The organism is Tardiphaga sp. 42S5, from assembly GCF_034044155.1.
Lineage (GTDB): Bacteria > Pseudomonadota > Alphaproteobacteria > Rhizobiales > Xanthobacteraceae > Tardiphaga > Tardiphaga robiniae.
On the sequence record NZ_CP139027.1, the window covers coordinates 2,548,363 to 2,571,659 of the forward strand.

The 23,297-nt window shown below is 62.5% G+C and carries 21 protein-coding genes; 5 read left to right on the forward strand and 16 right to left on the reverse strand.

Going from position 1 to position 23,297, the window contains the following annotated elements; genetic code table 11:
- The first annotated feature begins 150 nt into the window (after window positions 1-150).
- Genes SFY93_RS11945 through SFY93_RS11960 form a run of 4 tightly spaced genes read left to right on the forward strand, consistent with a single transcriptional unit; the run spans window position 151 to window position 5,373 of the window.
- Window positions 151-1,770, forward strand: a complete 1,620-nt coding sequence (locus tag SFY93_RS11945) for an ABC transporter substrate-binding protein (RefSeq protein WP_320447247.1) — start codon at window positions 151-153, stop codon at window positions 1,768-1,770.
- A gap of 8 nt (window positions 1,771-1,778) precedes the next feature.
- Window positions 1,779-2,696, forward strand: a complete 918-nt coding sequence (locus SFY93_RS11950) for an ABC transporter permease (RefSeq protein ID WP_320447248.1) — start codon at window positions 1,779-1,781, stop codon at window positions 2,694-2,696.
- Entirely contained in the window at window positions 2,693-3,607 is a 915-nt protein-coding gene (locus SFY93_RS11955; protein WP_320447249.1) for an ABC transporter permease, read from the forward strand. The genes SFY93_RS11950 and SFY93_RS11955 overlap by 4 nt, the downstream gene beginning before the upstream one ends.
- The gene (locus tag SFY93_RS11960) at window positions 3,604-5,373 is read left to right on the forward strand and encodes a dipeptide ABC transporter ATP-binding protein (protein ID WP_320447250.1); all 1,770 of its coding nucleotides are present in this window, start codon (window positions 3,604-3,606) and stop codon (window positions 5,371-5,373) included. Before SFY93_RS11955 ends, SFY93_RS11960 begins: the two co-directional genes overlap by 4 nt.
- 28 nt (window positions 5,374-5,401) lie before the next feature.
- On the opposite strand, the gene SFY93_RS11965 is transcribed toward SFY93_RS11960, so the two are convergent.
- From SFY93_RS11965 to SFY93_RS12025, 13 genes are all read right to left on the reverse strand, one after another.
- Window positions 5,402-6,004 (reverse strand): RBBP9/YdeN family alpha/beta hydrolase, encoded by a 603-nt coding sequence (locus SFY93_RS11965; RefSeq protein WP_320447251.1) that lies wholly within the window; start codon window positions 6,002-6,004, stop codon window positions 5,402-5,404.
- Window positions 6,005-6,061: 57 nt separating this feature from the next.
- Window positions 6,062-7,453 carry an LLM class flavin-dependent oxidoreductase gene (locus SFY93_RS11970; protein ID WP_320447252.1) on the reverse strand — a complete coding sequence of 464 codons (1,392 nt, stop codon included), beginning with the start codon at window positions 7,451-7,453 and terminating at the stop codon, window positions 6,062-6,064.
- Window positions 7,454-7,512: 59 nt separating this feature from the next.
- On the reverse strand, window positions 7,513-8,673 hold the full coding sequence (gene ssuD / locus SFY93_RS11975; RefSeq protein ID WP_320447253.1) for an FMNH2-dependent alkanesulfonate monooxygenase: 1,161 nt from the start codon (window positions 8,671-8,673) through the stop codon (window positions 7,513-7,515).
- Window positions 8,670-9,602 (reverse strand): sulfonate ABC transporter substrate-binding protein, encoded by a 933-nt coding sequence (locus SFY93_RS11980; RefSeq protein WP_320447747.1) that lies wholly within the window; start codon window positions 9,600-9,602, stop codon window positions 8,670-8,672. Before SFY93_RS11980 ends, ssuD begins: the two co-directional genes overlap by 4 nt.
- Before the next feature lie 212 nt (window positions 9,603-9,814).
- Complete coding sequence (locus SFY93_RS11985) at window positions 9,815-10,639, reverse strand: ABC transporter permease (protein ID WP_320447254.1); 825 nt, start codon at window positions 10,637-10,639, stop codon at window positions 9,815-9,817.
- Window positions 10,632-11,447, reverse strand: a complete 816-nt coding sequence (locus tag SFY93_RS11990; protein ID WP_320447255.1) for an ABC transporter ATP-binding protein — start codon at window positions 11,445-11,447, stop codon at window positions 10,632-10,634. The genes SFY93_RS11985 and SFY93_RS11990 overlap by 8 nt, the downstream gene beginning before the upstream one ends.
- 1 nt (window position 11,448) lies before the next feature.
- On the reverse strand, window positions 11,449-12,456 hold the full coding sequence (locus tag SFY93_RS11995; protein ID WP_320447256.1) for an ABC transporter substrate-binding protein: 1,008 nt from the start codon (window positions 12,454-12,456) through the stop codon (window positions 11,449-11,451).
- Window positions 12,457-12,819: 363 nt separating this feature from the next.
- Window positions 12,820-14,088 (reverse strand): acyl-CoA dehydrogenase family protein, encoded by a 1,269-nt coding sequence (locus SFY93_RS12000; protein ID WP_320447257.1) that lies wholly within the window; start codon window positions 14,086-14,088, stop codon window positions 12,820-12,822.
- Window positions 14,089-14,230: 142 nt separating this feature from the next.
- Window positions 14,231-14,626 (reverse strand): hypothetical protein, encoded by a 396-nt coding sequence (locus tag SFY93_RS12005; RefSeq protein WP_320447258.1) that lies wholly within the window; start codon window positions 14,624-14,626, stop codon window positions 14,231-14,233.
- Between the two features lie 19 nt (window positions 14,627-14,645).
- Window positions 14,646-15,053: a hypothetical protein gene (locus SFY93_RS12010; protein WP_320447259.1), complete on the reverse strand. Its 408-nt coding sequence runs from the start codon at window positions 15,051-15,053 to the stop codon at window positions 14,646-14,648.
- Window positions 15,050-16,240 carry a glycosyltransferase family 4 protein gene (locus SFY93_RS12015; protein WP_320447260.1) on the reverse strand — a complete coding sequence of 397 codons (1,191 nt, stop codon included), beginning with the start codon at window positions 16,238-16,240 and terminating at the stop codon, window positions 15,050-15,052. The genes SFY93_RS12010 and SFY93_RS12015 overlap by 4 nt, the downstream gene beginning before the upstream one ends.
- 8 nt (window positions 16,241-16,248) lie before the next feature.
- Window positions 16,249-17,529 (reverse strand): glycosyltransferase, encoded by a 1,281-nt coding sequence (locus tag SFY93_RS12020; RefSeq protein WP_320447261.1) that lies wholly within the window; start codon window positions 17,527-17,529, stop codon window positions 16,249-16,251.
- Window positions 17,526-18,320, reverse strand: a complete 795-nt coding sequence (locus tag SFY93_RS12025) for a WecB/TagA/CpsF family glycosyltransferase (protein ID WP_320447262.1) — start codon at window positions 18,318-18,320, stop codon at window positions 17,526-17,528. Before SFY93_RS12025 ends, SFY93_RS12020 begins: the two co-directional genes overlap by 4 nt.
- Before the next feature lie 108 nt (window positions 18,321-18,428).
- Here SFY93_RS12025 and SFY93_RS12030 point away from each other — a divergent pair, with 108 nt between their 5' ends.
- A complete protein-coding gene (locus SFY93_RS12030) occupies window positions 18,429-19,625 on the forward strand; it encodes an endo-1,4-beta-xylanase (protein WP_320447263.1) in 1,197 nt (398 codons plus the stop codon).
- A 13-nt stretch (window positions 19,626-19,638) separates the two neighbouring features.
- Here SFY93_RS12030 and SFY93_RS12035 read toward each other — a convergent pair whose 3' ends face one another.
- The 3 genes from SFY93_RS12035 to SFY93_RS12045 form a co-directional block, all read right to left on the reverse strand.
- Window positions 19,639-21,078, reverse strand: a complete 1,440-nt coding sequence (locus SFY93_RS12035; RefSeq protein WP_320447264.1) for an oligosaccharide flippase family protein — start codon at window positions 21,076-21,078, stop codon at window positions 19,639-19,641.
- A 2-nt stretch (window positions 21,079-21,080) separates the two neighbouring features.
- Complete coding sequence (locus tag SFY93_RS12040) at window positions 21,081-22,061, reverse strand: acyltransferase family protein (protein ID WP_244628430.1); 981 nt, start codon at window positions 22,059-22,061, stop codon at window positions 21,081-21,083.
- Between the two features lie 76 nt (window positions 22,062-22,137).
- Window positions 22,138-23,244, reverse strand: a complete 1,107-nt coding sequence (locus tag SFY93_RS12045; RefSeq protein WP_320447265.1) for an acyltransferase family protein — start codon at window positions 23,242-23,244, stop codon at window positions 22,138-22,140.
- Window positions 23,245-23,297: the final 53 nt, after the last annotated feature.

The window sequence follows — 23,297 nt, forward strand, 5'->3', positions numbered from 1 at the left end:
TGCGCGGATTGCAGATTTAGATCGCGCTACAAATTGCTACCGCGTTGCAGCGCTCAGATGAAGTGGCAACTCCATGCCATTGATCACTTCAGAAAATGCGAGACGTTGCTGCTGCGGTTGGTAGTGAAAAACACCAACGGACGGTCCCCAATGAGGAAGATTAGTATTTCGCCACGCACTGCGATCGTCATCGCGTCGGTCATGCTGGGCGGACAGCTTGCGCAGGCGCAGGAAGGCAAGCCGGTTTCCGGCGGTGCCATCACATGGGGCGTTGCGACCGAGCCGAGCTGCTTCGATCCGCATCGCGCCTCGCAGCAGGCTGCATTTTTCGTGGCGCGCAACTATATCGACTCGCTGGTTGGCAAGAAGACCGACGGCACCTTCGCGCCATGGCTGGCGACTGAGTGGTCGATCTCGCCGGACGGCAAGGAATATACGTACAAGCTGCGCGAGGACGTCGTCTTCCACGACGGCGAGAAGTTCGACGCGGCGGCGGTGAAGGCGAATTACGATTTCGTCAAGAAGCCGGAAAACGCCGCCAATGCAGTCGCGCTGCTGCAATATTTCGATCGTGCCGAAGTCGTGTCGCCCTATGTCGTCAAACTCATCCTGACGCAGCCGGATTCGACGTTCCTGGAGTCCGCGTCCAACGTCAAGCTGGGCATCATCTCGCCAAAGGCTCTCGCCAAGGGTGACCTGTGCGGCGGCGGGCCGGTGCTGGCGGGCAGCGGACCGTTCGTGTTCGAGCGCTACAGCCGCGGCCAGTCGGCGGTGTTCGTCCGCAACAAGGATTACAAGTGGGGACCGGGTTATGCCGCGCATACCGGCCCGGCCTATCTCGATCGCGTGACGCTGCGATTCCTGCCGGAGGCCGCGGTGCGGGCCGGTGCGCTGACGTCGGGACAGGTCGATCTGATCGAAGGCGTGCAGCCGACCGACGTGGCGCTGTTCGCAGATCAGGCCGAATTCAAATTGCTGACCGGTCCATCCGGCGCCAGCACGTCGTTCACGTTCAACATCAATTACACCATTCCGCCTGCGGATGACGTGCGGGTCCGGCGCGCGCTGCGAGACGGCTTCGATCTCGAGCCGCTGGTCAAGCAGGTCTATCTCGGTACGGTGCCGCGAGCATGGTCGATCATCGGCCCGGCCAACCCGGCCTATAACAAGGCGTTGGTCGGTGCATGGGGCAACAATATCGCGGGTGCCAACAAGCTGCTCGACGAAGCCGGCTGGACCGGCCGCGACGCCGAAGGCTTCCGCACCAAGAACGGCGTACGCCTGAAGATCGACGTCGGCTATCCGCAGCCTTACGTCCGCGACAACCGCGAAGTGCTGATCCAGGGCATCCAGGCCGCGCTGCGCAAGAATATCGGATTCGATCTCAACCTGCGCATCATCACCGCCGGCGAATATGCCAAGAACAACGCCAATGGCAACTGGACGATCTATCCGAACACCGACAATCCATCGGATCCCGCGCGGGAGTTGTGGGACATGCTCGGCTCCAAAGGGTTTCTGTATTCCAACATCGCCAATCCGGATCCTCAGATCACGGGTCTGATCGATGAAGCGCTGCGCTCGACCGACGTGGCGAAGAAGCGTGCCCTCACCGATGAAATCCAGAAGCTCGGCGTCGATCAGGCCTTCATCGTGCCGATGTTCGCTCCGAGCTGGTTCCTGGCGGCGAAGAACAATGTCAACGGGCTGAGCTTCGAGGCGGGTCTGGACTCGCCGTCGAGCGCCTATGACTTCTGGCTGGCGAAGTAGACGAGATCATGTGGTCTCGTATCATTTCCAGATTGCTCACCAGCCTCGTGGTGGCCTGGGCAAGTGTGACGGCGTCCTTCCTCGCGCTGCACGCTTTGCCGGGGCGCATCCAGGATATCCTGGCGGGCGATCTGGAATATCCAGGGCTGCGCGAGGCGATTGCGGCGGAGTGGGGGCTCGATCGCAGTCTGCCCGCGCAGTACCTGGATTTTCTTCTGCGCATCCTGCAGGGCGATTTCGGCACGTCCTACGTGCTGCGCCAGCCCGTCACCGAGGTCGTGGGATCGCAACTGATGCCGACGGTGCAGCTCGCGCTGCTCGGGGGCATACTGGCGATCATCATTGCGATCGCGCTCGCGTTGCTGACGGCAGGGCGTGGTCGCATCTCGCGCCAGATCGCATCCTTTCTGGAACTGGTGTTCGCATCGACGCCGGTGTTCTGGCTCGGCATTCTGCTGCTGATGGCGTTCTCGTTCACGCTGCGCTGGTTTCCGGTGTCCGGGGCCAGTGGCTGGCAGTCGATTGTGCTGCCGTCGCTGACACTGGCACTGCCGACGGCGGGCCTCCTCGCGCAGGTGCTGCGTGAGGCGATGGAAAAGACGCTCGATCAGCCCTTCGTCACTACGGTGCGTTCGCGTGGCGTCGGCGAGCTCGTGATCCGCGCGCGCCATGTGCTCCGGCATGCCCTGCTGCCGGCGGTGACGCTGGGTGGCTGGCTGATTGGCGGACTGCTCGGCGGCGCTGTGATCACGGAGAAAGTCTTCGGGCGTCCGGGTCTCGGCACCGTGACGCTCGGCGCCGTGCTGACCCATGACGTGCCGGTGGTGCTGGCCGTGGTGCTGCTGGCCGCTTTCATCCATGTCGCCGCGTCAACCCTGCTCGACATCCTGTATTTGCTGATCGATCCGAGACTGAGGGCGCAATGAACGTGCAAACCCGTCCGCTCGCAGACCTGTCCATCGCGCTCGACCCGCAGGTTAACCCGCCCGGTGCGGTGGAACCGGTGACGACGGCGGCGGTGATCGCGCCGCGATTGCTGTCGCTGGGCCTTGCGATCTCTCTGGCGTTTCTGTTCGTGCTACTTCTGGCCGCGGCATTCCCACGCGCCTTCACCCAGTTCGATCCGCTGATCGGCGATTATGCGCTGGGGCTGAAGCCGCCGAGCTGGGAGCATCTGTTCGGCACCGACCGGCTCGGCCGCGACGTGTTCGCGCGGACCATCCACGGCACACGCTATTCGCTCCTGATCGGGCTCGGCGGCATGGCGATCAGTCTGGCCTTCGGCATCGTGCTTGGCATTCTCGCCGGACAGCGCAACCGTTTCCTCGACGAGGCGACGTCGCGCGTGTTTGACGTGCTGTCGTCATTCCCCGGCGTGTTGCTGGCGATGCTGGTGGTCACGTTTCTCGGGCAGGGTATGCTCAACATCGCCATCGCCGTCGGCATTGCCGGCATTCCGAAATTCGGCCGGGTGATCCGTGCCCAAACGCAATTGGTGCGCGATGCCGATTATGTGACGCATGCGGTCGTCTACGGCCTCGGCCGCTGGCAGATCTTCATCCGCCATGTGCTGCCGAATGTCTTGGTCGCGGTGCCGGTAATCGCGACGGTCTATATCGGCAATACGATCCTCGCGGTGTCGGGCCTCAGCTTTCTCGGCCTCGGCCCGCAGCCGCCGACGCCGGAATGGGGCGTGATGCTGGCGGAGAGCCGCGACGTGCTGCGCGTGGCGTGGTGGCCCGGCGTATTTCCCGGACTCGCCATTACGCTGACGGTGATCGCCTTCACGCTGGTCGGCAATGCCATCCAGAAACGGTTCGAAGGGCGGCTGGCATGACCGACAAGCCATATCTGGTCATTCCACAACCCGACGATTTGCTGATCGACATCGAGGGCCTCTCGATCGGCTTTGCCGGCGCCAATGGCGGCGCGCCGATCGTCCGGAACTTCGACCTGACGATCCGCCGGGGCGAATGCGTGGCGCTGGTCGGCGAGTCCGGATCGGGCAAGAGCATCACCGCGCGCAGTCTGCTGAATCTGTCTGGTGAAGGGGCCGAGATCGACGCCGACCGTTTCCAGATCAAGGGCCGCAATGCGCTGAAATTTCGTGAGGCCGATTGGCGCAAGCTGCGCGGCACGGTCACCGGCCTTGTCATGCAGGACGCGCTGGTGTCGCTGGACCCGCTGCGCACCATCGGGCAGGAAGTCGGCGAGGTGCTCTCCGCGCATCGGACGTTACGCGGGCGACACACAGTAGCCGCACGCGTCACCGACGTTCTCCGCAAGGTCGGCATTCCCGATCCCGAACACCGGGCTACGCAATATGCGCATCAGCTCTCCGGCGGTTTGCGCCAGCGCGCGCTGATCGCCTCGGCCATTGCGGCCGACCCGGATCTCATTATCGCAGACGAACCGACCACATCGCTGGACGTCACCGTCCAGGCGCAGGTGCTCGCCGTATTGGCCGAGCGCGTGCGGGAAGGCGCCGGGCTGCTGCTGATCAGCCACGATCTCGCTGTCGTGGCTGGAATCGCCGATCGGGTGATCGTGATGCGCGACGGCCGCATTGTGGACAGCGGAGCTACAGCGGATGTCTTGCGCCGTCCGCGCCATCCCTATACGCGCCAGCTTCTTGCTGCGATCCCATCCGCTGATTCAAAAGGACATCTGCTCGCCTCCGCCCGGTTTGATGTCGCCGGCGCCGAAGGCGGCAGCACCAACGGGTCTATCATCGTCCGCGAGCCGCTTCCGGCCCGCAAGCCATCGGATGAAGCCGTGGTGCTGCAGGTGGACGGCATATCGAAGCGATACGTATCGCGGCGGACGTCTGGCCGCGAGCCGCCGCTTCCGGCGCTGGATCGGGTCAGTTTTGCTGTGAAGGCCGGCGAGGTTGTCGGCATTGTCGGCGAGTCCGGATCTGGCAAGTCGACATGCGCCAAGATCGTGCTTGGCCTGCTTGCGCCGGATGAGGGCGAGGTGCGCCTGCTCGGGCAGCCGTGGTCCGGGGTGGCGGAGGCCGAGCGGCGCGCGCTGCGCGCAAGGCTGCAATATATCCCGCAGGATGCGCTCAGCAGTTTCGATCCGCGCTACCGGGTCGCTGATGTGATCGCTGAAAACCTGACCGGCGATGCGCGCACAAAGCGCGACCGCATCGTCGCGCTGCTCGAGCAGGTCGGGCTGAACGCCGGTCATCTCGGTCGCACTCCGCGGTCGCTGTCGGGCGGCCAGCGGCAGCGTGTCTCCATTGCACGTGCACTGGCGGCGGAGCCGGACGTCATCGTGTGCGACGAGCCGGTGTCGGCGCTGGATGTTTCGATCCAGGCGCAGGTGCTGGACCTGCTGAGCGAGTTGCAGGCGCGCCTCGGGACCGCGCTGCTGTTCATTTCTCACGATCTGGGCGTCGTCCAGCATATCGCCGATCGTGTGCTGGTGTTTCACCGCGGGCGGATCGTCGAATCCGGACCGGTCGATCAGGTGTTTTCCAACCCGGCCGATGACTACACCAGGACCTTGTTGTCATCGATCCCCGCCATCGAGAGTGCCTTCGTGCGTTCGTCTGCCAATGCGGCGACGGCTGGCGTTTCGACGGCACGATCGGTTTGAACGGAACGATAAGACGGCTTGAAACACTCTACGACGCCGGCACCCGTTTGCCGGTCGTGCGGTTTCGGAATGGCCGTGGCGGGTGCGGTGCCGTCTCGGCTTTCGCTGCCAGCGCATCGACCAAGTGGTCCGCGGCCGGCCACGCGCCATAGCCCGACGCGATATTGATGTGGCCGGCATCGCCCATGTTGACGAAGTCCGAGCCCCAGCTCTCGGCCAGCATGCGCGCCCGTTGCAGCGACATGAAGGGATCGTTACTGCTGGCGACGACGATGCTCGGAAACGGCAGGGATGTCGTCGGCATCGGTGCAAAGTTGCGCAATTGCGGGAATGCGTCGGTGTTCGTTTCCACATCGGCCGGTGCGACCAGAAGTGCGCCGCCGATTTTGATGTCCGGCACCCGCAGCGCTGCATGAGCAATGAGGATACAGCCGAGACTGTGGGCGACTGCGATCGCGCCGGGATTGGCATTTGCGCTCGACAGAAGTCGCTCCACCCAGCGATCGAGCACAGGTGCGTCCCAGTCGTCCTGCTCGACGCGGCGCGCAAACGGCGTATGGCTCTGCAACAGGGTCTGCCAGTGGCCGTCCGGTGATCCGTGAAGGCCCGGGATGATCAGAGCGCCTCGCATGCGTCGATCCCTCTGCTGCTTTGGTGCCAGCCCGAGCGGTAGGCCGACTTCGAGTCGTTACTCCGCGGCGATAGCGGATGGCAGCGCGGGGCGGAACGAGGAGGCTGGATGCGGCGACTGCAGCCGTGCGCGACCGGCACCGAATAATTTCTCGCGAAGCGTGCCGCGCGCGTAGGCGCTCTTGTAGATGCCGCGTCGGGTCAGTTCCGGAACCAGCAGATCGACGATGTCCTCGAAGCTTCCTGGCGAGATCGCGAAGGCGAGGTTCAAACCATCGACATCGGTCTGCGCGACCCAGTCCTCGATGGCGTCAGCCACCTGCTCGGGCGTTCCGACCACGATTGGCCCGATGCCGCCGATGCCGACATGCTCGGCAACCTCGCGCACCGTCCAGGTCCGATCGGGATCGGCGCGGGTGATATTGTCCATCGCGGTGCGGCCGGCCTCGTTGTGGACGTGCTCCACCTTCTGGTCGAGGTCATAGGTCGAGAAATCGACGCCGGTCCAGCCGGACATCAGCGTCAGGGCGCCCTCATGGTTGATGTAGCGACGATACTCCGCATGTTTCGCGGCGGCTTCCTCCTCGGTGCGGCCGAGGATCACCGTCATCATGCTGAACATCAGGATTTCCGACGGATCGCGCCCGGTCTCTGCCGTAAGCGCGCGGATCGCAGCGACGCGCGGCGCGATCACCTTTGCGGATGGACCGGACATGAACACGCATTCGGCGTGTTGCGCGGCGAACAGTTTTCCGCGCAGCGACGTTCCGGCCTGATACAGCACCGGCGTTCGTTGCGGTGACGGCTCGGAGAGATGGATGGCGTCGAGCGTGTAGTTCTCGCCATAATGCTGGACGCGGTGAACGCGCGACGGCTCGGTGAAGATGCCGCGCGCTTTGTCGCGCTGCACGGCGTCGTCTTCCCAGCTGCCCTCCCACAGCTTGTAGACGACCTCCATATATTCTTCGGCCACGTTGTAGCGGTCGTCATGGGCGTTCTGGCTGGCCTTGCCCATGCCCTTGGCGGCGCTGTCGAGATAGCCGGTGACGATGTTCCAGCCGATACGGCCATCGGTGAGGTGATCGAGGGTCGACATCCGGCGGGCGAATGGATAGGGCGGCTCGTAGGACAGCGTACAGGTCACGCCGAAACCGAGATTCTCGGTGACGGCGGCCATCGCCGACACCAGCAGTAGCGGGTCGTTGACCGGCACCTGCGCGGCATTGCGCAATGCCGCGTCCGGATTGCCGCCGAACACGTCGTAGACGCCGAGCACATCTGCAAGGAATAGTCCGTCGAACCGTCCGCGTTCCAGCGTTCGCGCCAGATCGAGCCAGTAGGGCAGGCGATTATAGTCGCTGGAGCGGTCGTCGGGATGCGTCCACAGGCCGGGCGACTGGTGCGCCACGCAGTTCATGGCGAATGCGTTGAGGCGAATCTGCTTGGTCACGTGGTGTCCTCCAGATGCCGCGGCGTCATTGCGCCGCTGGGATCAAGACCGGCGGCGCGTCAAACTTTTGCGGTCGCCCGGCGGTGATCTGCGAGTGGCTCTCCGAACGGGCCGGTATTGGCGCGGAACTGCCGGACATTGTCGGTCCGTTGCAACGACAGCAGCGGAAACACCAGTTCGGCAAACCGATAGGCCTCTTCGAGATGCGGATAGCCGGACAGGATGAAGGTATCTATGCCGAGGTTCTGATATTCGCGGATGCGTGCGGCGACGGTGACGGGATCGCCGACCAGCGCCGTGCCGGCACCGCCGCGCACCAGGCCAACGCCGGCCCACAGATTCGGGCTGACCTCGAGCCGGTCGCGCCGGCCGCCGTGCAATTGCGACATGCGCTGCTGGCCGACGGAATCCATTCGCCCGAGAATCTGCTGCGCGGATGCGATCGTGTCGTCGGTAAGATGCTCGATCAGTTCGTCGGCCGCCTTCCATGCCGCTTCATTGGTATGGCGAACGATGACATGCAGCCGAATGCCGAACGTGATCTTGCGGCCGCGCTGCTCGGCGATCCCGCGCACGCGTGCGATCTTCTCCGCCACCTGCGCCGGGGGCTCGCCCCAGGTCAGGTATTTGTCGACGGTATCGACGGCGACATCGATGCCGGCATCCGACGAACCGCCAAAATAGAACGGCGGATGGGGTGTCTGGATCGGTGGATAGAGGATACGACCGTCTTCGACCGTGATGTGCTTGCCCGCGACAGTGACGGCTTCGCCGGCGAGCTCCCGCGCGTAAACATTCAGAAACTCACGGGTGACCTCATAGCGTTCGTCGTGATCGAGGAACACGCCATCGCCCTTGTTCTCGACGGCATCGCCGCCCGTCACGATGTTGATGAGCAACCGTCCGTTGGTCAGGCGATCCAGCGTGGCAGTCATGCGTGCCGCCACTGTGGGCGACTGCAGTCCGGGTCGCACGGCGACGAGATAGCGCAATCGTTCCGTCCACGGCGCGATGGCCGATGCGATGACCCAGGAGTCTTCGCAATTGCGCCCGGTGGGGAGCAGGGCCCCGTAATAGCCGAGTTTGTCCGCGGCACGCGCAATCTGCCGCAGATAGTCGAAATCGACCTCGCGCGCACCGGCCGTGGTTCCGAGATGGTGGCCGTCGCCGCTGGTCGGCAGGAACCAGAGAATCTTGAGAGCGTCGTCGGCAGCGGTCATGGTGCGGGGGTCCCGGCGGCGTCGGCTACGGCAATGGCTTTCGGGATCAGTCCGAGCGCGAGAAACGTATCCGCCAGTTGCTGCTGCTCGGTGATGACCTTGCGATCGATCGGCTTGATCCCGTAGGCCTGCCGCTTGAGCGCGACCTCCAGGACAGGAACCGGCAGGCCGACCGACGGGCTCAACTGCTCGGCCACCGCCTTGATGTCTGTCTTGGCCCAGTCGTCGACTTCCCGCAGGCCTTCGAGAATCGCATCGACCACCTTGGGATCGGATTCCAGAAATTTCTGCGATGACAGATAGAACTGGTAGTTCGACACGGTATCGGTGCCGTCGGCGAGAACCGTCGCCTCGATCGCGGCTTCAGCGGCCGCCTGGAACGGATCCCAGATCACCCAGGCATCCACGGCTCCGCGCTCGAACGCTGCGCGCGCGTCAGCCGGCGCCAGGAACACCGGTGTGATGTCGGAATATTTGACATTGGCTTTCTCCAGCGCCTTGACGAGGAGATAGTGAACGTTGGAGCCTTTGTTGAGCGCGACCTTCTTGCCCTTCAGCTCGGCGACCGATTTGATCGGACTGCCTTTCGGCACCAGGATCGCTTCGCCCTTCGGCGCTGGCGGCTCGTAGGCGACATAGCGGATCGGTGCGCCGGCGGCCTGCGCGAAGATCGGCGGCGCCTCGCCGGTGTTGCCGAAATCGAGCGCACCGACATTGATCGCTTCCAGCAGCGCGGGGCCTGCCGAAAACTCCGTCCACTTGATGTTCCAGCCAAGTGCCTTCAGGCGTGGCTCAAGGCTGCCTTTGCTCTTCAGCAGAACCAGCTTGCCGTATTTCTGGAAGCCAATCCGGACGGTTTTTTCCTGCGCTTGCGCTGATCCGGAACCGATCAGCGCAGAAGCAGAGACGACAGCCACGCCGAAGCCCATGGCGATGGCGGCTTTCAAGATCATTCGTCTGGCCTGCATTGTCGTTGTCCTGCATTGGGCGTGGAGGGCGCCATCATCAATGAGGCATTAGAGTCCCAAGCAGGCGATCTGGGGAATTCCAAAAACCAGGACGATCATGGGTTGATCGCTCTGCACAATGCCGCCATCCGGAGAACGTTGTGCTTCCGGTATTGCCGCTGTGGATTGCTCGCTCAGGCCTGCTCCTGGCCCCAGCGCTGAACGGTAATCCGCGTCAGCGTCCGGAAGATCATGCCTTCGACGACGAGGCCGATCAGGATCACCGTCAGCAGTCCCGCGAATACGCTGGCCGTCTCCAGCTGTGCGCGGCTGGTGTAGATGAACCAGCCGAGACCGCCGGAGCGTGCGCTGACGCCGAATACCAGTTCTGCCGCAATCAGCGTCCGCCACGCGAATGCCCAGCCGATCCGCAGGCCCGACAGGATCTGCGGGAACGCCGCAGGCACCAGGATCTCCACCACGAACCGGCCGCCGGACAGGCCGAGATTGCGGCCAGCCATCCGCAGCGTCGACGGCACGGCGAGGAAGCCGCCATAGCAGGCCAGCGCCACCGGCCACAGCACCGAATGGACGATGACGAAGATCAGGCTCGGCGTGCCGATGCCGAACCACAGCAATGCAACGGGCAGCAGCGCGATGGCCGGAAGTGGATTGAACATCGATGTCAGCAGCCCGAGCGCCTCGTTGCCCCAGCGCGACAGCGCGGCGAGGGTGGTGAGCGCCGCGGCAACGGCGACGCCCAGCGCATAGCCGGTGATCAGGACGCGCAGCGACGTCAGGGTGCGGTCCGGCAGTTCACCGGAGACGATAGCTGCCCACAGCGCCGACAAAGTTGCGCCCATGGTCGGCAGCAGCAGCGCGTTGTCGAGCCAGCGCGCATAAAGCTCCCAGATCAGCGCGAAGCCGGCGAGGATGACGGCGCGCCGCCAGGGTGTACCGGCGAAGGCGCGCTGTAAAGCGGGCGCGCGCACTAGTTTCGGCGCAGCAATATCAGACATGTTCGGTTTCCGGATCGGCGAACACGCTCTGCTGGATCTGTCGTTCCAGCTCGGCGAAGCGCGCGGTGCCGCGGATGCGGGTGTCGGGCGGCACGTCGAATGCCGCGGCCAGCCGGCCGGGATGCGGCGTCAGTGCGAGGATGCGGGTGCCGACGCGGATCGCCTCGTCGATGCCGTGGGTGACGAATAGCGCCGTGCTCCCGGTCTCCTCGCACAGCTTGAGCAGTTCGTCCTGCATCTGTCGACGCGTCAGCGCATCCAGTGCAGCGAACGGCTCGTCCATCAAGAGCAATGCAGGCTCGAGCGCGAAGGCACGAGCAATGGCGACGCGCTGCTTCATGCCGCCGGACAGCGTATGCGGATAGGCGTCGACGAAATTCTTCAGCCCGACGCGGCTGAGCCAGTGGCGCGCCACCTCTTCCGCCTGCGGGCGCGGCAGCGACTTGCCGCGCTCCAGCGCGTAACGGACATTGCCCAGCACCGTGCGCCACGGCAGCAACTGGTCGAATTCCTGAAACACCGTCATGCGGTCAGGGCCAGGCGCATCGATGCGCCGCCCGTGTAGGCGGATCTCGCCGGTGCTTGGCTTCAGGAAACCGCCCACCGTACGTAGCAGCGTGGACTTGCCGCAGCCCGACGGGCCGAGCAGCACCAGCCGTTCGCCGGCCGACAGCGTGAAGCTGACATCCTCGACGGCCGTGAGGATGCCGTCGCGGGTGGGATAGCTGATGCTGACATGGTCGAGCGCCAGCAGCGGCGCCGTTACGGCGTCGCCGACGAAGTCAGCCGATCGCGGCGCGACGTTCACGTCAGCTCCCCGGCTTCTCTCCGAGGCCAGACCAGAACAGATCCCGCCACGACGCCGGCGCCTGCTTGATCAGGCCGACCTTGGCCTCGAAGTCGGCGAATTTCTGCGCGCCTTCGGGAATTGTCGTGAAGTTGATGTTCTTGTCGCGAATGATGCTCTCGACGAAATCCGGAGCAAGCTTCGAGTTTTCCGCCTTGATGTAGAGCGCGGTGGCCTCCTTCGGATTGGCCTTGATCCAGTCATTGGCGCGGTCGAGGCCGCGCACGAAGGCCTGGATCGTCTTCGGATTGTCGTTGATGAATTTGGTGGTGGCATAGACCACGTTGAACGTATGCGGGCCGCCAAGGACGTCGTAGCTGTTCAGCACCTCGTGCACTTTTCCGCTGGCGAGTTGCTGTTGCGAGAACGGCGGCGAGGTGAAGTGTGCCGTGATCTCGGAGCGACCCGACAGGATCTGCGCCGTTGCGTCCGGATGCGGCATGCTGACGGTGAGTTCGTCCAGCTTGTCGTATTTGCCGAATGCCTTGTCAGCGGCCATCTGAAGGACGATAGGCTGGAAGCCGACCTTAACTGATGGTAGCGCGATGCGGTCCTTCTCGGTGAAGTCGGCCAGTGTCTTGACGTTCGGATTGTTGGTGGTCAGGATATTGGCCATCGATCCCAAGGCGGCGACGCCGATGATCTTGGCGGTGGTTCGCGTCTTGTCCCAGGTCAGGATCATTGGCGTTATGCCGGCGGTCGCGAAATCCAGCCCGCCGGAAATCAGTGCTTCGTTCATCGATGCGGCGCCCGAGAGCCGCAGCCATTCGATCTTCGGCGGCGTGATGCCAAGCGCCTTGGCTTCTTCCTCGATCAAGCCTCGTTCGCTCGCGACGATGAGCGGGAGATAGGCGATCCCGAATTGCTGCGCGATGCGGAGTTGGGCCGTCTCAGCCCGAACGCCTTGCATGTTCGCCGCGACAAAGCCCAATGCGAGCGCGCCGACGTGCAGAAATTTTGCTGTCTTCATGATATGTCTCTTCGGTGCCTGCTGATGCGGCATAAGTGTGCGCTTTGGAGAAGTTGCAACTACACTTCAGGAAATCAGGCAATGCGTCCAGCGCGCAGATGCGATGGCGTCATGTTCGGAAGAAGCCTGCTGGTACCGCGGTGAATGCAGGAGATTTTTTCTCGGAATGGCTTGTACGAGAGAACGTCATTGACCTGTCGGTCAGCAGTTTCAGGGCAGGGTTGCTGATGGGGGGCTGTCTCAAGCGAGGCGTCTGGCAATTTCGGCGCCCGCGCGCCGCCTCAGGATGGCCATCGACCTCCTGACGCCATCCCTGAATGGTCGCAGCGCTCGATCAAACAGCGACGGCTTTCGCCGTGCGCGTTATTGCTGTTCCGTCTTCCAGTCGCGCTTGATCTTCTTGGCGAGCGACCATTTGTGGACTTCGGTCGGGCCGTCATAGATGCGGAAGGCGCGGATCTCGCGGAAGGCCTGTTCGACGATGGTTTCGCCGGAAACGCCGGTGCCGCCCATCACCTGCACGCAACGGTCGGCGATCCGCATCAGCGCTTCCGACACGGCGACCTTGGCCATCGAGCTTTCGGCCGTGCCGAGCGAGCCGGTGTCGAGCACGTCGGCGCACCAGTCTATCATCAGTTCCGACTGTTTGATGTCGATCAGGTTTTCCGCCAGCATGAAGCCGACGCCTTCGTGATCGATCAGGGCCTTTCCGAATGCATGGCGGCGACAGGCATAGTCGGTCGCGATCTCGTTGGCGCGGATCGCAAGACCCAGCCAACGCATGCAATGCGACAGGCGCGCGGGGCTAAGGCGGATTTGCGCGTATTTGAAACCGTCGCCGGAGGCGCCAAGCATCTGGTCGGCAGGCACACGCAGGTTATCGATCTCGATCTCCGCATGGCCGCCGGGCATCGAATTGTCGATCGTATCCAGCACGCGCAGGGTGCGGATCGCAGGATCGGGCAGATCGACGAGGAACATGCAGGCGCCGTCATCGGACTTCGCCATGACGATCCCGACCTTGGCGCCTTCCGCGCCGGTGATGAACTTCTTCCGCCCGTTGATGACCCAGTGATTGCCATCGAGCCTGCAGGTGGTCCGCATCATCGACGGATCGGAGCCGGCGCCGCCTTCGTCTGCCGGCTCGGTCATGAAGAATGCCGAACGTGCTTTGCCCGACACCAGCGGTTCCAGAAAACGCGTCTTCTGTTCGGCTGTGCCGACCTTGCCGAGCAGATACATATTGCCCTCATCGGGCGCCATCGTGTTGCAGGCAAGCGGACCCAGCGGCGAAAGACCGGATTTGATCAGGGCCTTTGCCGTTTCGCGCTGCGTCAGATGCGACCCATCCGCAAGAATGTGCGGGGTCAACACGCCGGACTTGCGGGCCTTGTCGCGCAGCTCTTGCACCAGTTCGTCGCTCGGGCCGTGAGCACCTGTCCGCGGATCTTTCTCATAGGGGATGACTTCGGCGCGGATGAAGGTCTCGATCCTGGCGGCAATGGCGTCGGCGCGATCAGTCATGGAAGCAGATACTCCGGTCGCCCCTTGGGCGAAGCCCTGGGCGGGATTGAGGCAGGCGGGGCCGATCACGGTACGGGTGGTGGCCGGCGACGAGGTGAGGGATAGCATTTACACGATCAGTATGCCCGATCGCATCGAACTCGGCTACGAGGCATCGATCACCGTGAAGCGTGTCGTGGCGTCACTGACCCGCGCATGGCGTGCCGATCGGCCAAATCTTGATCGGCTGGTCTTGATCGGTGGAAAACCGCTATTTCGGCGCGGGTTCGGCGGCATCGAGATTGATGCTCGGGAAACGCCGCTTCAGGTCCCGCCTCAGCGATCTGAAATGCTCGATATTGTTTTCGAGCGTCCGCAGCCGTGCTTCGCCGATGCGAATCTCGTCGTCCGATTTCTGTAGGAGTTCCGCCCGCGGGTCCGACTGGCTGTTAACGTCCTCGATCTCGTTACCGCCGACAATTGCGGCGATGGAGATGACGTCTTCCAGCCGACGCTTCAGGCCGTCATGCTCATATTCTGCGCTGCGCAGGCCGGAGTCGATGGTCGCCGCAATGGCAAGAACCAGCCGTTCATCGGTGATGCGGTCGCGTTCCGGGGAGCGTGTCCGGAATGTCTCGGACGAGGAGCGAAAGATGCGCTTCAGCATGGCGGCATTTCCCTCTGGCTCAGGTGAGACCCTTGATCTTCTTACACGATGTTGCGGAACCTGACGACATCTGCACAATGCCCGATGTCGATTTCGTTAGCACGAGCTCCTTGGCGGAGATGAAGCGTAGCGTGGCTCTGGGGTTGGCGTCGCAGAATCGCGACAGCGTCGCCGCGGTGGCGGCCACCGTGTCCTGTTTCGGAATCACCGCGATGGCCCCATCCTTCAGGATGTAGGCATCTTTGACGTTCGGCATCGTCGCCGTCGCGGTGCAAACCTTGAACAGGCCTTCATAGGCCTGTGGCGGCATGGTGAGATCGCCTGCAAGACCGCCGAGCAGATACTCCCGGCTCTTGTTGCAATTGTCGGCATGCGCGGTGCCTGCGGTGAGCACGAGCAATGTGACGATGGCAGCGAGCTGTTTCATGCCGATGCCCTCAGCTCCGATCCGGTCTGCAAGGCATCCTCCGACGGTGATGGCCGCTTCAAACCATAGGTTTCTGCGGCGCAACGTTCCCACGACAGATCACGCGCATGTGTGGCGGCACCAGAGCCGAGGCGCGCCCGCAGCTCATCGTCCTCGGCCAGTTGCCGGATCACATGGGTGATCATGTCGATGCGGGGGGCGACCAAAAGGCCAGACTGGCCGGCGAGCACCGCATCGGGCACGCCTCCGATATTGCTCGCGACGCTCGGCAGGCCTGTGGCACCCGCCTCGAGATAGACGAGACCGAAGCCTTCGACGCGGCCGGATGAATCCGGCACACCGGTCAGGCAAAAGAAGTCCGCCGCACCGTAGATATCGCGAATTTCCTCATTCGATAGCGCGCCGAGTAGCCTGATGTCGCAGTCCGACGCCGCGATCATACCGCGAAGCTCATCGACATAGTCAGCCTCTCCCTGCGGACCGATGACCAGCCAGGTGACGCGCTGACGTAATTCGTCAGGAAGCTGCGCGAGTGCGGCGAGCGTGAGGTGGTGTCCCTTGCGCCGCGTGAGCCGCGCCACAGTGACCATGACGATCCGGTCGGGCGCAATGTCATAGATCGCACGCGTGGCAGCGCGGTCGCTGCGCCGGCCGGACCAGAAATCGGAGACGCCAAGGCGAATGGCATGGATGCGGCGTTCGTCGATCGTGAATCTTTTGCGAAACAGCTCGCGTGTGAAGTTGCTATTGGCAGCGACCTCGGTGCGTGGCCCGAACACGCCACTGAAGCGGATCGCCAGCCGCTTCAGTGGCGTCTGCGTCTCATTGATCTCTGTACCGTGCACGGTCATCAGCATCCGCGCCGGCGTGCGGCCGCGCGCGAGTGCGACCGGAATGAAGAATGGCCAGTCGGCGGCATGCACCACATCGAACGGAGCCGTACCGATCCGGCTGCGCGCCAGCATGATCTTGGCGGGCAGATCACGTGCCGAATGCAATCCGCCGCTGAAGCGGTGGATTGCGAATGGCATGGCACGATCGTCGGCTGACATATCCTGTGCGTAATCGGGAGCGACCAGCGTCACCCGCGCGCCGAGCTGCGTTGCGGCCAATGCGATCTCGTGGGCGTAGGTGCCTATCCCGCCGCGTGCGGGAGCATATTCGCTCGATAGCAACAGGATATTCACAGATAACCTCAGTGTGCCGCGGAGGGCGTCATCGTCATGTTGCGCGCATTCTGGATGTCCTGGTGATAGGTAAAGACGCGCGCCAGCTGTGTCGCTGGTGTGAAATTATCGATCGCGCTGGCAACCTGCACCGGGTTGATCTCGCCGGTGCCGATCGCATCGCGGGTATCGAGGAAACGTTGGGCCAGGTTCTCGATCATCTCGTCGCGCGACGTACTACGCGAAATCAGGTAGCCGCTTTCACCATCGTGAATCACCGATTCCAGTTGCGGTAGGTGCACGGCGACGACCGGTCGGCCGACCGCGAGCGTCTCAAGTACGCAGCGCGGCATGCCCTCGAATTCCGATGTCAGGATGCCTGCATGGGCATTGGCCAGTGTTGCGGCCATGCCGACTGCGTCTTTGAAACCGTGCCGGATCGTGATGTCTTCGATAGCAGCGAATTCGGCAAAGCGATGCGGATCGCTGGTCCCGATATAATGGAATTCGAGATGGCCATGCAGCCGCTCGCGCAGGCGGGCGATGGTGCTGAACATCAACGGCGGATCCTTGAACTCGTCAAGGCGTCCCGCGAAGATGATTCGGAACGGCTCGGTCATCGCCGGAAACGGCTGTGGCTTGAAGATGTCGGTGTTGACCCAGGTCCATAGTGTGTCGATCTTGCCGCTCTGGCCGGGATAGGTCTTTTGCAGCCGTTCGGTGATGAACGGATTCACGCACAGAAATTTTGCGCTGGTCGTGACCGCGAAACGCTCGCCGATATTGTGCACGAACGAATATTTCTTCAGGAGCGAATCCATTTGCAGCTTCGGGGCGCCCTCGCCATGCAGCATCTGGATGAAGGGGCGGCGCAGCAGCGTCGGCAGCCACGAGAATTCGACACGGCGAAGATCGACTGTGCAGCCGCGCTCGCGGATTAACCGCGAGACCGGGCCGAAATAGCGCAGCAACGCCATGAAGAACTGGCCGGTCAGTGACGAGCGGATGGTGCGCGCGGCCTCTCGAGCCTGCTGGTCGGAATAGTGCAGGACCGGGAGAAAGTCGAAGTCGCGCCCGCGGAAAGTCAGCCGTCGCACTTCGCCGAGCTTGAGGTCGCCGATCGAATCCACGCCAACGAACAGGATGTCCGTGTCCGTGGGATGGAAGGTGATGAAGTCGCGGATATAGGTCTCTAGTCCACCCACCTTCTGGCCGCGCGGATCGAACGGGTGGATGAGGCAGATCTGGTAGCGTTGCTTGGCCGGCGCGGCGTTCCGGGCGCGAAGGCCCAGAGTGAGTGTCGAGGTCATGCGGCTTTCCTCATGCGGGCGTTCAGGATTTGTGGAAGCGTACTGGCGATCAAACGTGGCACGGCGGCCGCGCAGCGTGCGTAGCGGGGCGCAAGGCGGCGCGGATCCCGCAGCATGCGCCAGGCCCATTCGAGACCGGCACGTTGGGTGAACATCGGTGCACGAACCTGTGTACCTGCGATGAAGTCCAGCGCCGCGCCGAAACACAGGCAGCCCGTCCCGTCCAGCTCATCGATACAGCGCGACGCAAACACTTCCTGTCGCGGGGCGCCCAGTGCGAGGAAGCAGAGCTTTGCACCGGATGCCCGGATCTGTGCAATCGCTGTATCGGCTTCCGCTGAATAGGCCTCGAAGTTGCGACCAGGCGCGAACGTGCCGACGATCTGCAAGCCCTGATATCGTTTGCGCAATTCTGCTGCAGTCTTGTCCAGCGTTGGCCCATCGGAACCGAACAGAAAGATGGGAAGTCCCTTCTTGCCTGCAGCTTCACACAAGGGAGCAGCAAGATCAGCGCCGGTTGTTCGCGAAATAGGTTTGCCAAGCAGATGACTGAGAACGACGATCGGAAAGCCATCCGCAGTCACGAAGCGTGCGCGCCGGTAGGCCGCGCGAAAATCGGGCTTTTGTTGCAGATGTACGACATGATCGAGATTGAGCGTGCATACGCTGAAGTTATCGCCGCGTTCGGCCGCTTCTACGATCGATAAAACGGCTTCATCGAGCGATGAAACGTTCACGGTGACTCCGTCAACGGTGAGATTTTTGGCGTGTGGCGCCTGCGTCTTCGACATGTCGGTCCCCTGATGACGATGTAGCCGAGGTACGCTTGAACGAAGTGCACACCTGCTTGCTGCCGATGCAGCAAAGAAAAGTGAGTCGAAAATCATCTCCCCGACGTCATGGACATCAAAACGAACTATTGCGACGCAACGATGGCGATGCTGTCGCGCAATATGGAAAAGATAGCAGTCACGATTTTGAATCGATGGAGAGTGGATATGTTCGAATGTTCAAGGAGAAAGTCGCTCGCAGTCATCGCCGGTGCGACAGTCGCTATGCAACAACATGCACTCGGCGCGACTCAAATGCAGAGCCTTGGTACAATTGCGGCAAAAAATGGTTTGATGTTTGGCGCGGCTGCAGGGCCGGTGATTGACAAGGATGTCGGATATCGTGAGCTTTACACAACACAGACGAAAATTATAACGACGGATATCGCTCTGAAAATGGGCACGCTTGCGCCGATGGCGGGTCCGAAGCGATTCGAGAGCGCCGATCGATTGTTACAATTTTGTGCGAGCAATCGCATTCCCATGCGCGGTCATTGTCTGATCTGGAACGAATGGGTTCCGCAGTGGATCAAGTCCATGAGCAATACCGAGCGGCAGGCCTTCTTTGATAGTTATATCGATGAAGTCGCAGGACGTTATGCCGGCCAATTGCAGTCATGGGACGTCGTGAATGAGCCGTTCTGGCCTGGTCACAAGGCACCCGGCGGCTATCGTCTTGGCCCGTGGTACGATGCCTTTGGCACTGATTATATCAGGCGCGCCTTCGCGCGGGCCGGTGCTGTGGATAAGAAGACTAAACTTGTGCTCAATGAGGCACAGGCGGAACGCGATGACGATGTTGGTCTCGCGGTGCGCACCGGACTGTTGCGTCTGGTCGATGAATTGCAGCATGCGGGCGTCCGGCTCGATGTGGTCGGCCTGCAGGGCCACTTGCAGCCGCGCTATCCGCATGATCCCCAGCGGTTTCTGGAATTCGTCCACGCGCTCGCCGAACGCAAGGTCGACATCTACATCACCGAATTCGATGTCCGCGACGACACGTTCCCGGATGATGTGGCCACGCGCGACAAGATGATCGCGGAGACCGGTGGGAAATTCCTCGAGACGGTGCTGCAGGTCCCGGCGGTCAAGGCCGTGATCGCATGGCAGCTGTCCGATCACTATTCATTCTATACGGACGCCGCGAGAAAGAAGAATCCTCTCGCCGAGCGACTGCCACGGCCGCTGCCGTTCGATGAGAACATGCAGAAAAAGCCGCTGTGGTACGCAATGGCCCGTGCGCTGGAGACCGCCAAACGGTCGTGACGATTTCACGACATTAGAGCTCCGAGAGTTGCGGCTGCCGGCGCAGCATCCGAAGCAACGTCGGCCCGTAAAGGATGGCAAGGACCAACACGTAGATCGCCGCGCCAGCGGCGACATGTGCCGCCAGCAAGACATGGTTCGGCGCTTCGGGCAGTTGCGTCAGCAGCGCCGCCATGGCCGTCGTTGCAAGGACGATGCGGGCCAGATGCGCCCAGGGCAGGGTCAGGCCGAATTTCGAAAAACCGATGATGAAACTGACCAGCGCTGCGGCAATGGCGGACAGCACTGTCGCGCCGGCCGCGCCGACAAGTCCCCAATAGTGGATACAGATGAAGCTCGCCACGATCGTCACCAGTGCGTCGATGCTGGAGACCACGATCATCAGCTGTGTCTTGCTGTGCAGGAGAAACACCTGATCGCCGAAATGGGCGCGGATGTTGCGGATCGAACCGGCCAGGGCCGAGAGAGGCAGAATGGCCAGCGTCACCTGTTGAAACGGCGTGGCGATCAGCAGGTGCACGATCTCGGCCCGTAGCAGGAAGATGCCCGCAATGCTTGGCGCCAGAATGCCGATGAGCAGTGCACTGTTGTCGGCAAGCTGGCGCATTGCGGCCTTGCTGCCGCCTTGCTCCATGCTCTTGACCGCCAGCGGGAAAGCCGCTGCCGTCACCAGCATCGCAGCCACTGCCGCGGCGCGCTGGCCCAGACCATAACCGACGGCAAAAAGACCGGCGGCGGCGACGCCGAGCATGTCGTTGACGATAAAGCGCGACGCATTGAGGCCGACCCAGCCCAGCGCACCGCCGATAATCAGCGGAATGCCGTAGCTCACCGCATGGCGAATGATCTCGCGGTCGATCGGCCACAGGCGGCGGCTGTAGCCGATATGGGGCAGGACGACCAAAGCGGCAATGAGCTGCGCGGCGGCATAGCCTAGCAGTGGCCATTCCGGCGACGGGCCGATCAGCTTGATGAGCACCAGGCCGAGAATGAAGCCAATCGAAGGTCCGACGATCTGCTGGATCGAATAGACGCCGATCTGGTGCCGGACCCGGGCGCGTTCGGCGATATAGAGATTCAGGGAGCGGCTGATGACGTAAGCGACGGTCGCGCCGAGCAGCGCCGGGTTGGTGTCAGTCGCGATGACCGTATAGAGCACGCCGATCACGGCGGCGCTCTGCAGCACCAGCGAAACAAGAATGACGACATTCTCGGTGCGATAGAAGCGTTCGGCCTGTTCGCCGTCCTGATAGCGACCGAAGAAACGCAGCGCATATTGCGACCACCAGGCCAAGAATGCGATCTGCAGCAGTTCATGCGTCGCCGTGATCAGCGTGATCACACCCAGCGTATGCTCGTTGACCACATGGGTCCACACGATCATCGCGATCAGTTGGAACATCGGCCCGACGATTTGGGCCGGAAGATAAAGGATCGTGCGCTTCAGCAGCATGGTCAGGCTCCGAGCCAGCGGGCTGCGCGCGGCGGTGCCCATCGTTGTACGGCGAGCAGTGCGACAAGGCTCAAGGCGACGGTGATGGCATACATTAGAAATGTTCCCGCAACCGGGCCGAACTGGCGCAGTCCGCCATGATCGCGCAAGGCCATGACAATGAAAATATGCCAGAGATAGATGAAGTAGCTGCCGGACCCGAGCGTGGCCAGGACCGGCGTGCGGGCACCGAGGGCGAATAGCAGAACGCAGAGCGCCCCGGCATAGCCGAAGAACGCCATCGAATCATAATCGGCGGCGTCGCCGATCTTCAGCAGCCGGACCGCTGCATAGATGACATAGGCCAGCAGTGCCGCAGCGGTCAGCGTCAGGCGCATCCGCGGAAGGGCTGGCCGCGCCGTCGACCCAGCGACCAGCATCCCCAGTGCCACAAAACTGAACCAGAATGGGATGTCGCGCATGCGGACTTCCTCGACCAGCCCTTCGGACAATCCGCGCTGGATCAGCAGGGGATCGATGTAGCTGCCGACGATCAGGCCGAAGACGAGGGCGAGCATCAGGACGACGCGCAGTCGCTCATTGGCTTGGGTCGGCACACGATGGGCAAACCATAGGGTCAGCCAGAGCATGAGCGTACAACCGAGATAGACGAAGACGTAATAATACACGAACACGTAAGCGAGCACGAAACGGGCGACCGTGGTTGTCGGTCGATGGTCCATCGCCGGGTTCTGTAGCGCCATGTAGAGATAGGCCGCAGCGAAAGCGATTGCGTAGGGGATCAATGCGGCCATGACGCGCTTGCCGAGTGGAACGCGGCCCGACAGGGCGGTCAGATAGCCGGATGCGAACAGGAAGATCGGCACACAGGGGCGCAACGCCGCATCGAGCATGGTCTTCCACGATGCATCGAGCGGTTGCTGCAGCGAATGGATGCCGATCACCATCAGAATGGCGAGGCCGCGCATGCTGTCGATGGCCACATCCCGGCTGGCCGTCCTCGTTTGAGTCAGCGGCCGCGCCGTCCCGGACATTGTCTGCGTTGCATCCACCATCAGGTCACGTCTGCCTTGGCACCGTCGCCGCGGCAATTCGCGTGCTTAAATGGCGATCATAAGCCTCATTGAGAGCGCGCCGCATGGGCGTCTCGAAATAGCGCAGGGACAGAATGCTGGCAGCGGCAAGAACGGCGATGGCCAGCGGCACCAGAGCGAGCTTGCCGCCGGGAATGACGGGGGCAAGGAAGCGTGCCGCCAGCGTGAGGACGACGGTCGCGACCGGAATATGCAGCATGTAGGAGGAATAGGTCAGCGACGACCAGCGTTCGAAGCCAAGGCGCGAGAACAGGGTGGTCTGGCTGGAGAGGTCGTGATGGATGGCGAGCACCGCGATGAGATAGATCACCGCCAGCGCCACCATGATCGGCAGCTGCGATCCCAGGATCAGAAACAGCACAAGGGCGGCTGCCAGCAGACCCGGTATCGCCGGAAGCCGCGCAATCCGGTCGCGAAACAGCCAGCAGGCGATGCCGAGATTGAAGGCAGGTAAAGCGCGGAATGCGCCGCCCTTGTTGATCCAGTCCGGCCAGGGCTCGGTGCCCATGGCAACGGCATAGATGCTGTTGGCCAGTAGCGGTAGCACGACGAGGGCCACAATCACCGTCCTGTTCCGCGCGATCGTCAGCACCATCAGCGGAAACAGCACATAGCAGAAGAACTCAGCCGACAGCGACCAGCTCGGAAAATTGAAGGTCAGGCGGTCGCCATCGATGGCATGCAGGAGCAGGAACTGCGCCGGCAGATCGGAGAATGGATAGCGCGCCGGGTTGTCGGTCTTGGCGATGCCCGCATGAAGTGCCAATGCGATCACGATATAGAAAGCCAGCGTCGCCAGATGTAGGGGATAGATCCGCGCGAGGCGCCGCCACAGGAAGCGGCCAACCGCGGCGGGTGAGCCAACTTTCGCCAGGTACTGGCTGGCAATGACGAAGCCGGAGATGACGAAGAACAGGTCGACGAACAGATTGAAGTGCCAGGTGTGGTCCACCATGAAGCGACCAATTGGCAGTTCCTTGATGTAATCGGAATAATGCAGGATCACGACGGCGCTGGCCGCAACGATGCGCAGCCCGTCCAGATGTCGTGTGCTGGTGTCGATATCCTGCAAGAAGCATGTCCCCTGTTGAACGGGCCAAGCGTGGCCCCGATCCGGCATGGACG

Coding starts and splice junctions, on each gene's coding strand:
- SFY93_RS11995 (WP_320447256.1), bottom strand. CDS start 12,456: ATGAAGACAGCAAAATTTCTGCACGTCGGCGCGCTCGCATTGGGCTTT.
- SFY93_RS11960 (WP_320447250.1), top strand. CDS start 3,604: ATGACCGACAAGCCATATCTGGTCATTCCACAACCCGACGATTTGCTG.
- SFY93_RS11965 (WP_320447251.1), bottom strand. CDS start 6,004: ATGCGAGGCGCTCTGATCATCCCGGGCCTTCACGGATCACCGGACGGC.
- SFY93_RS11985 (WP_320447254.1), bottom strand. CDS start 10,639: ATGTCTGATATTGCTGCGCCGAAACTAGTGCGCGCGCCCGCTTTACAG.
- ssuD (WP_320447253.1), bottom strand. CDS start 8,673: ATGACCGCTGCCGACGACGCTCTCAAGATTCTCTGGTTCCTGCCGACC.
- SFY93_RS11945 (WP_320447247.1), top strand. CDS start 151: ATGAGGAAGATTAGTATTTCGCCACGCACTGCGATCGTCATCGCGTCG.
- SFY93_RS12030 (WP_320447263.1), top strand. CDS start 18,429: ATGGACATCAAAACGAACTATTGCGACGCAACGATGGCGATGCTGTCG.
- SFY93_RS12000 (WP_320447257.1), bottom strand. CDS start 14,088: ATGCTATCCCTCACCTCGTCGCCGGCCACCACCCGTACCGTGATCGGC.
- SFY93_RS12005 (WP_320447258.1), bottom strand. CDS start 14,626: ATGCTGAAGCGCATCTTTCGCTCCTCGTCCGAGACATTCCGGACACGC.
- SFY93_RS12025 (WP_320447262.1), bottom strand. CDS start 18,320: ATGTCGAAGACGCAGGCGCCACACGCCAAAAATCTCACCGTTGACGGA.
- SFY93_RS11980 (WP_320447747.1), bottom strand. CDS start 9,602: ATGGGCTTCGGCGTGGCTGTCGTCTCTGCTTCTGCGCTGATCGGTTCC.
- SFY93_RS11955 (WP_320447249.1), top strand. CDS start 2,693: ATGAACGTGCAAACCCGTCCGCTCGCAGACCTGTCCATCGCGCTCGAC.
- SFY93_RS12020 (WP_320447261.1), bottom strand. CDS start 17,529: ATGACCTCGACACTCACTCTGGGCCTTCGCGCCCGGAACGCCGCGCCG.
- SFY93_RS11950 (WP_320447248.1), top strand. CDS start 1,779: ATGTGGTCTCGTATCATTTCCAGATTGCTCACCAGCCTCGTGGTGGCC.
- SFY93_RS12010 (WP_320447259.1), bottom strand. CDS start 15,053: ATGAAACAGCTCGCTGCCATCGTCACATTGCTCGTGCTCACCGCAGGC.
- SFY93_RS12035 (WP_320447264.1), bottom strand. CDS start 21,078: ATGCTGCTGAAGCGCACGATCCTTTATCTTCCGGCCCAAATCGTCGGG.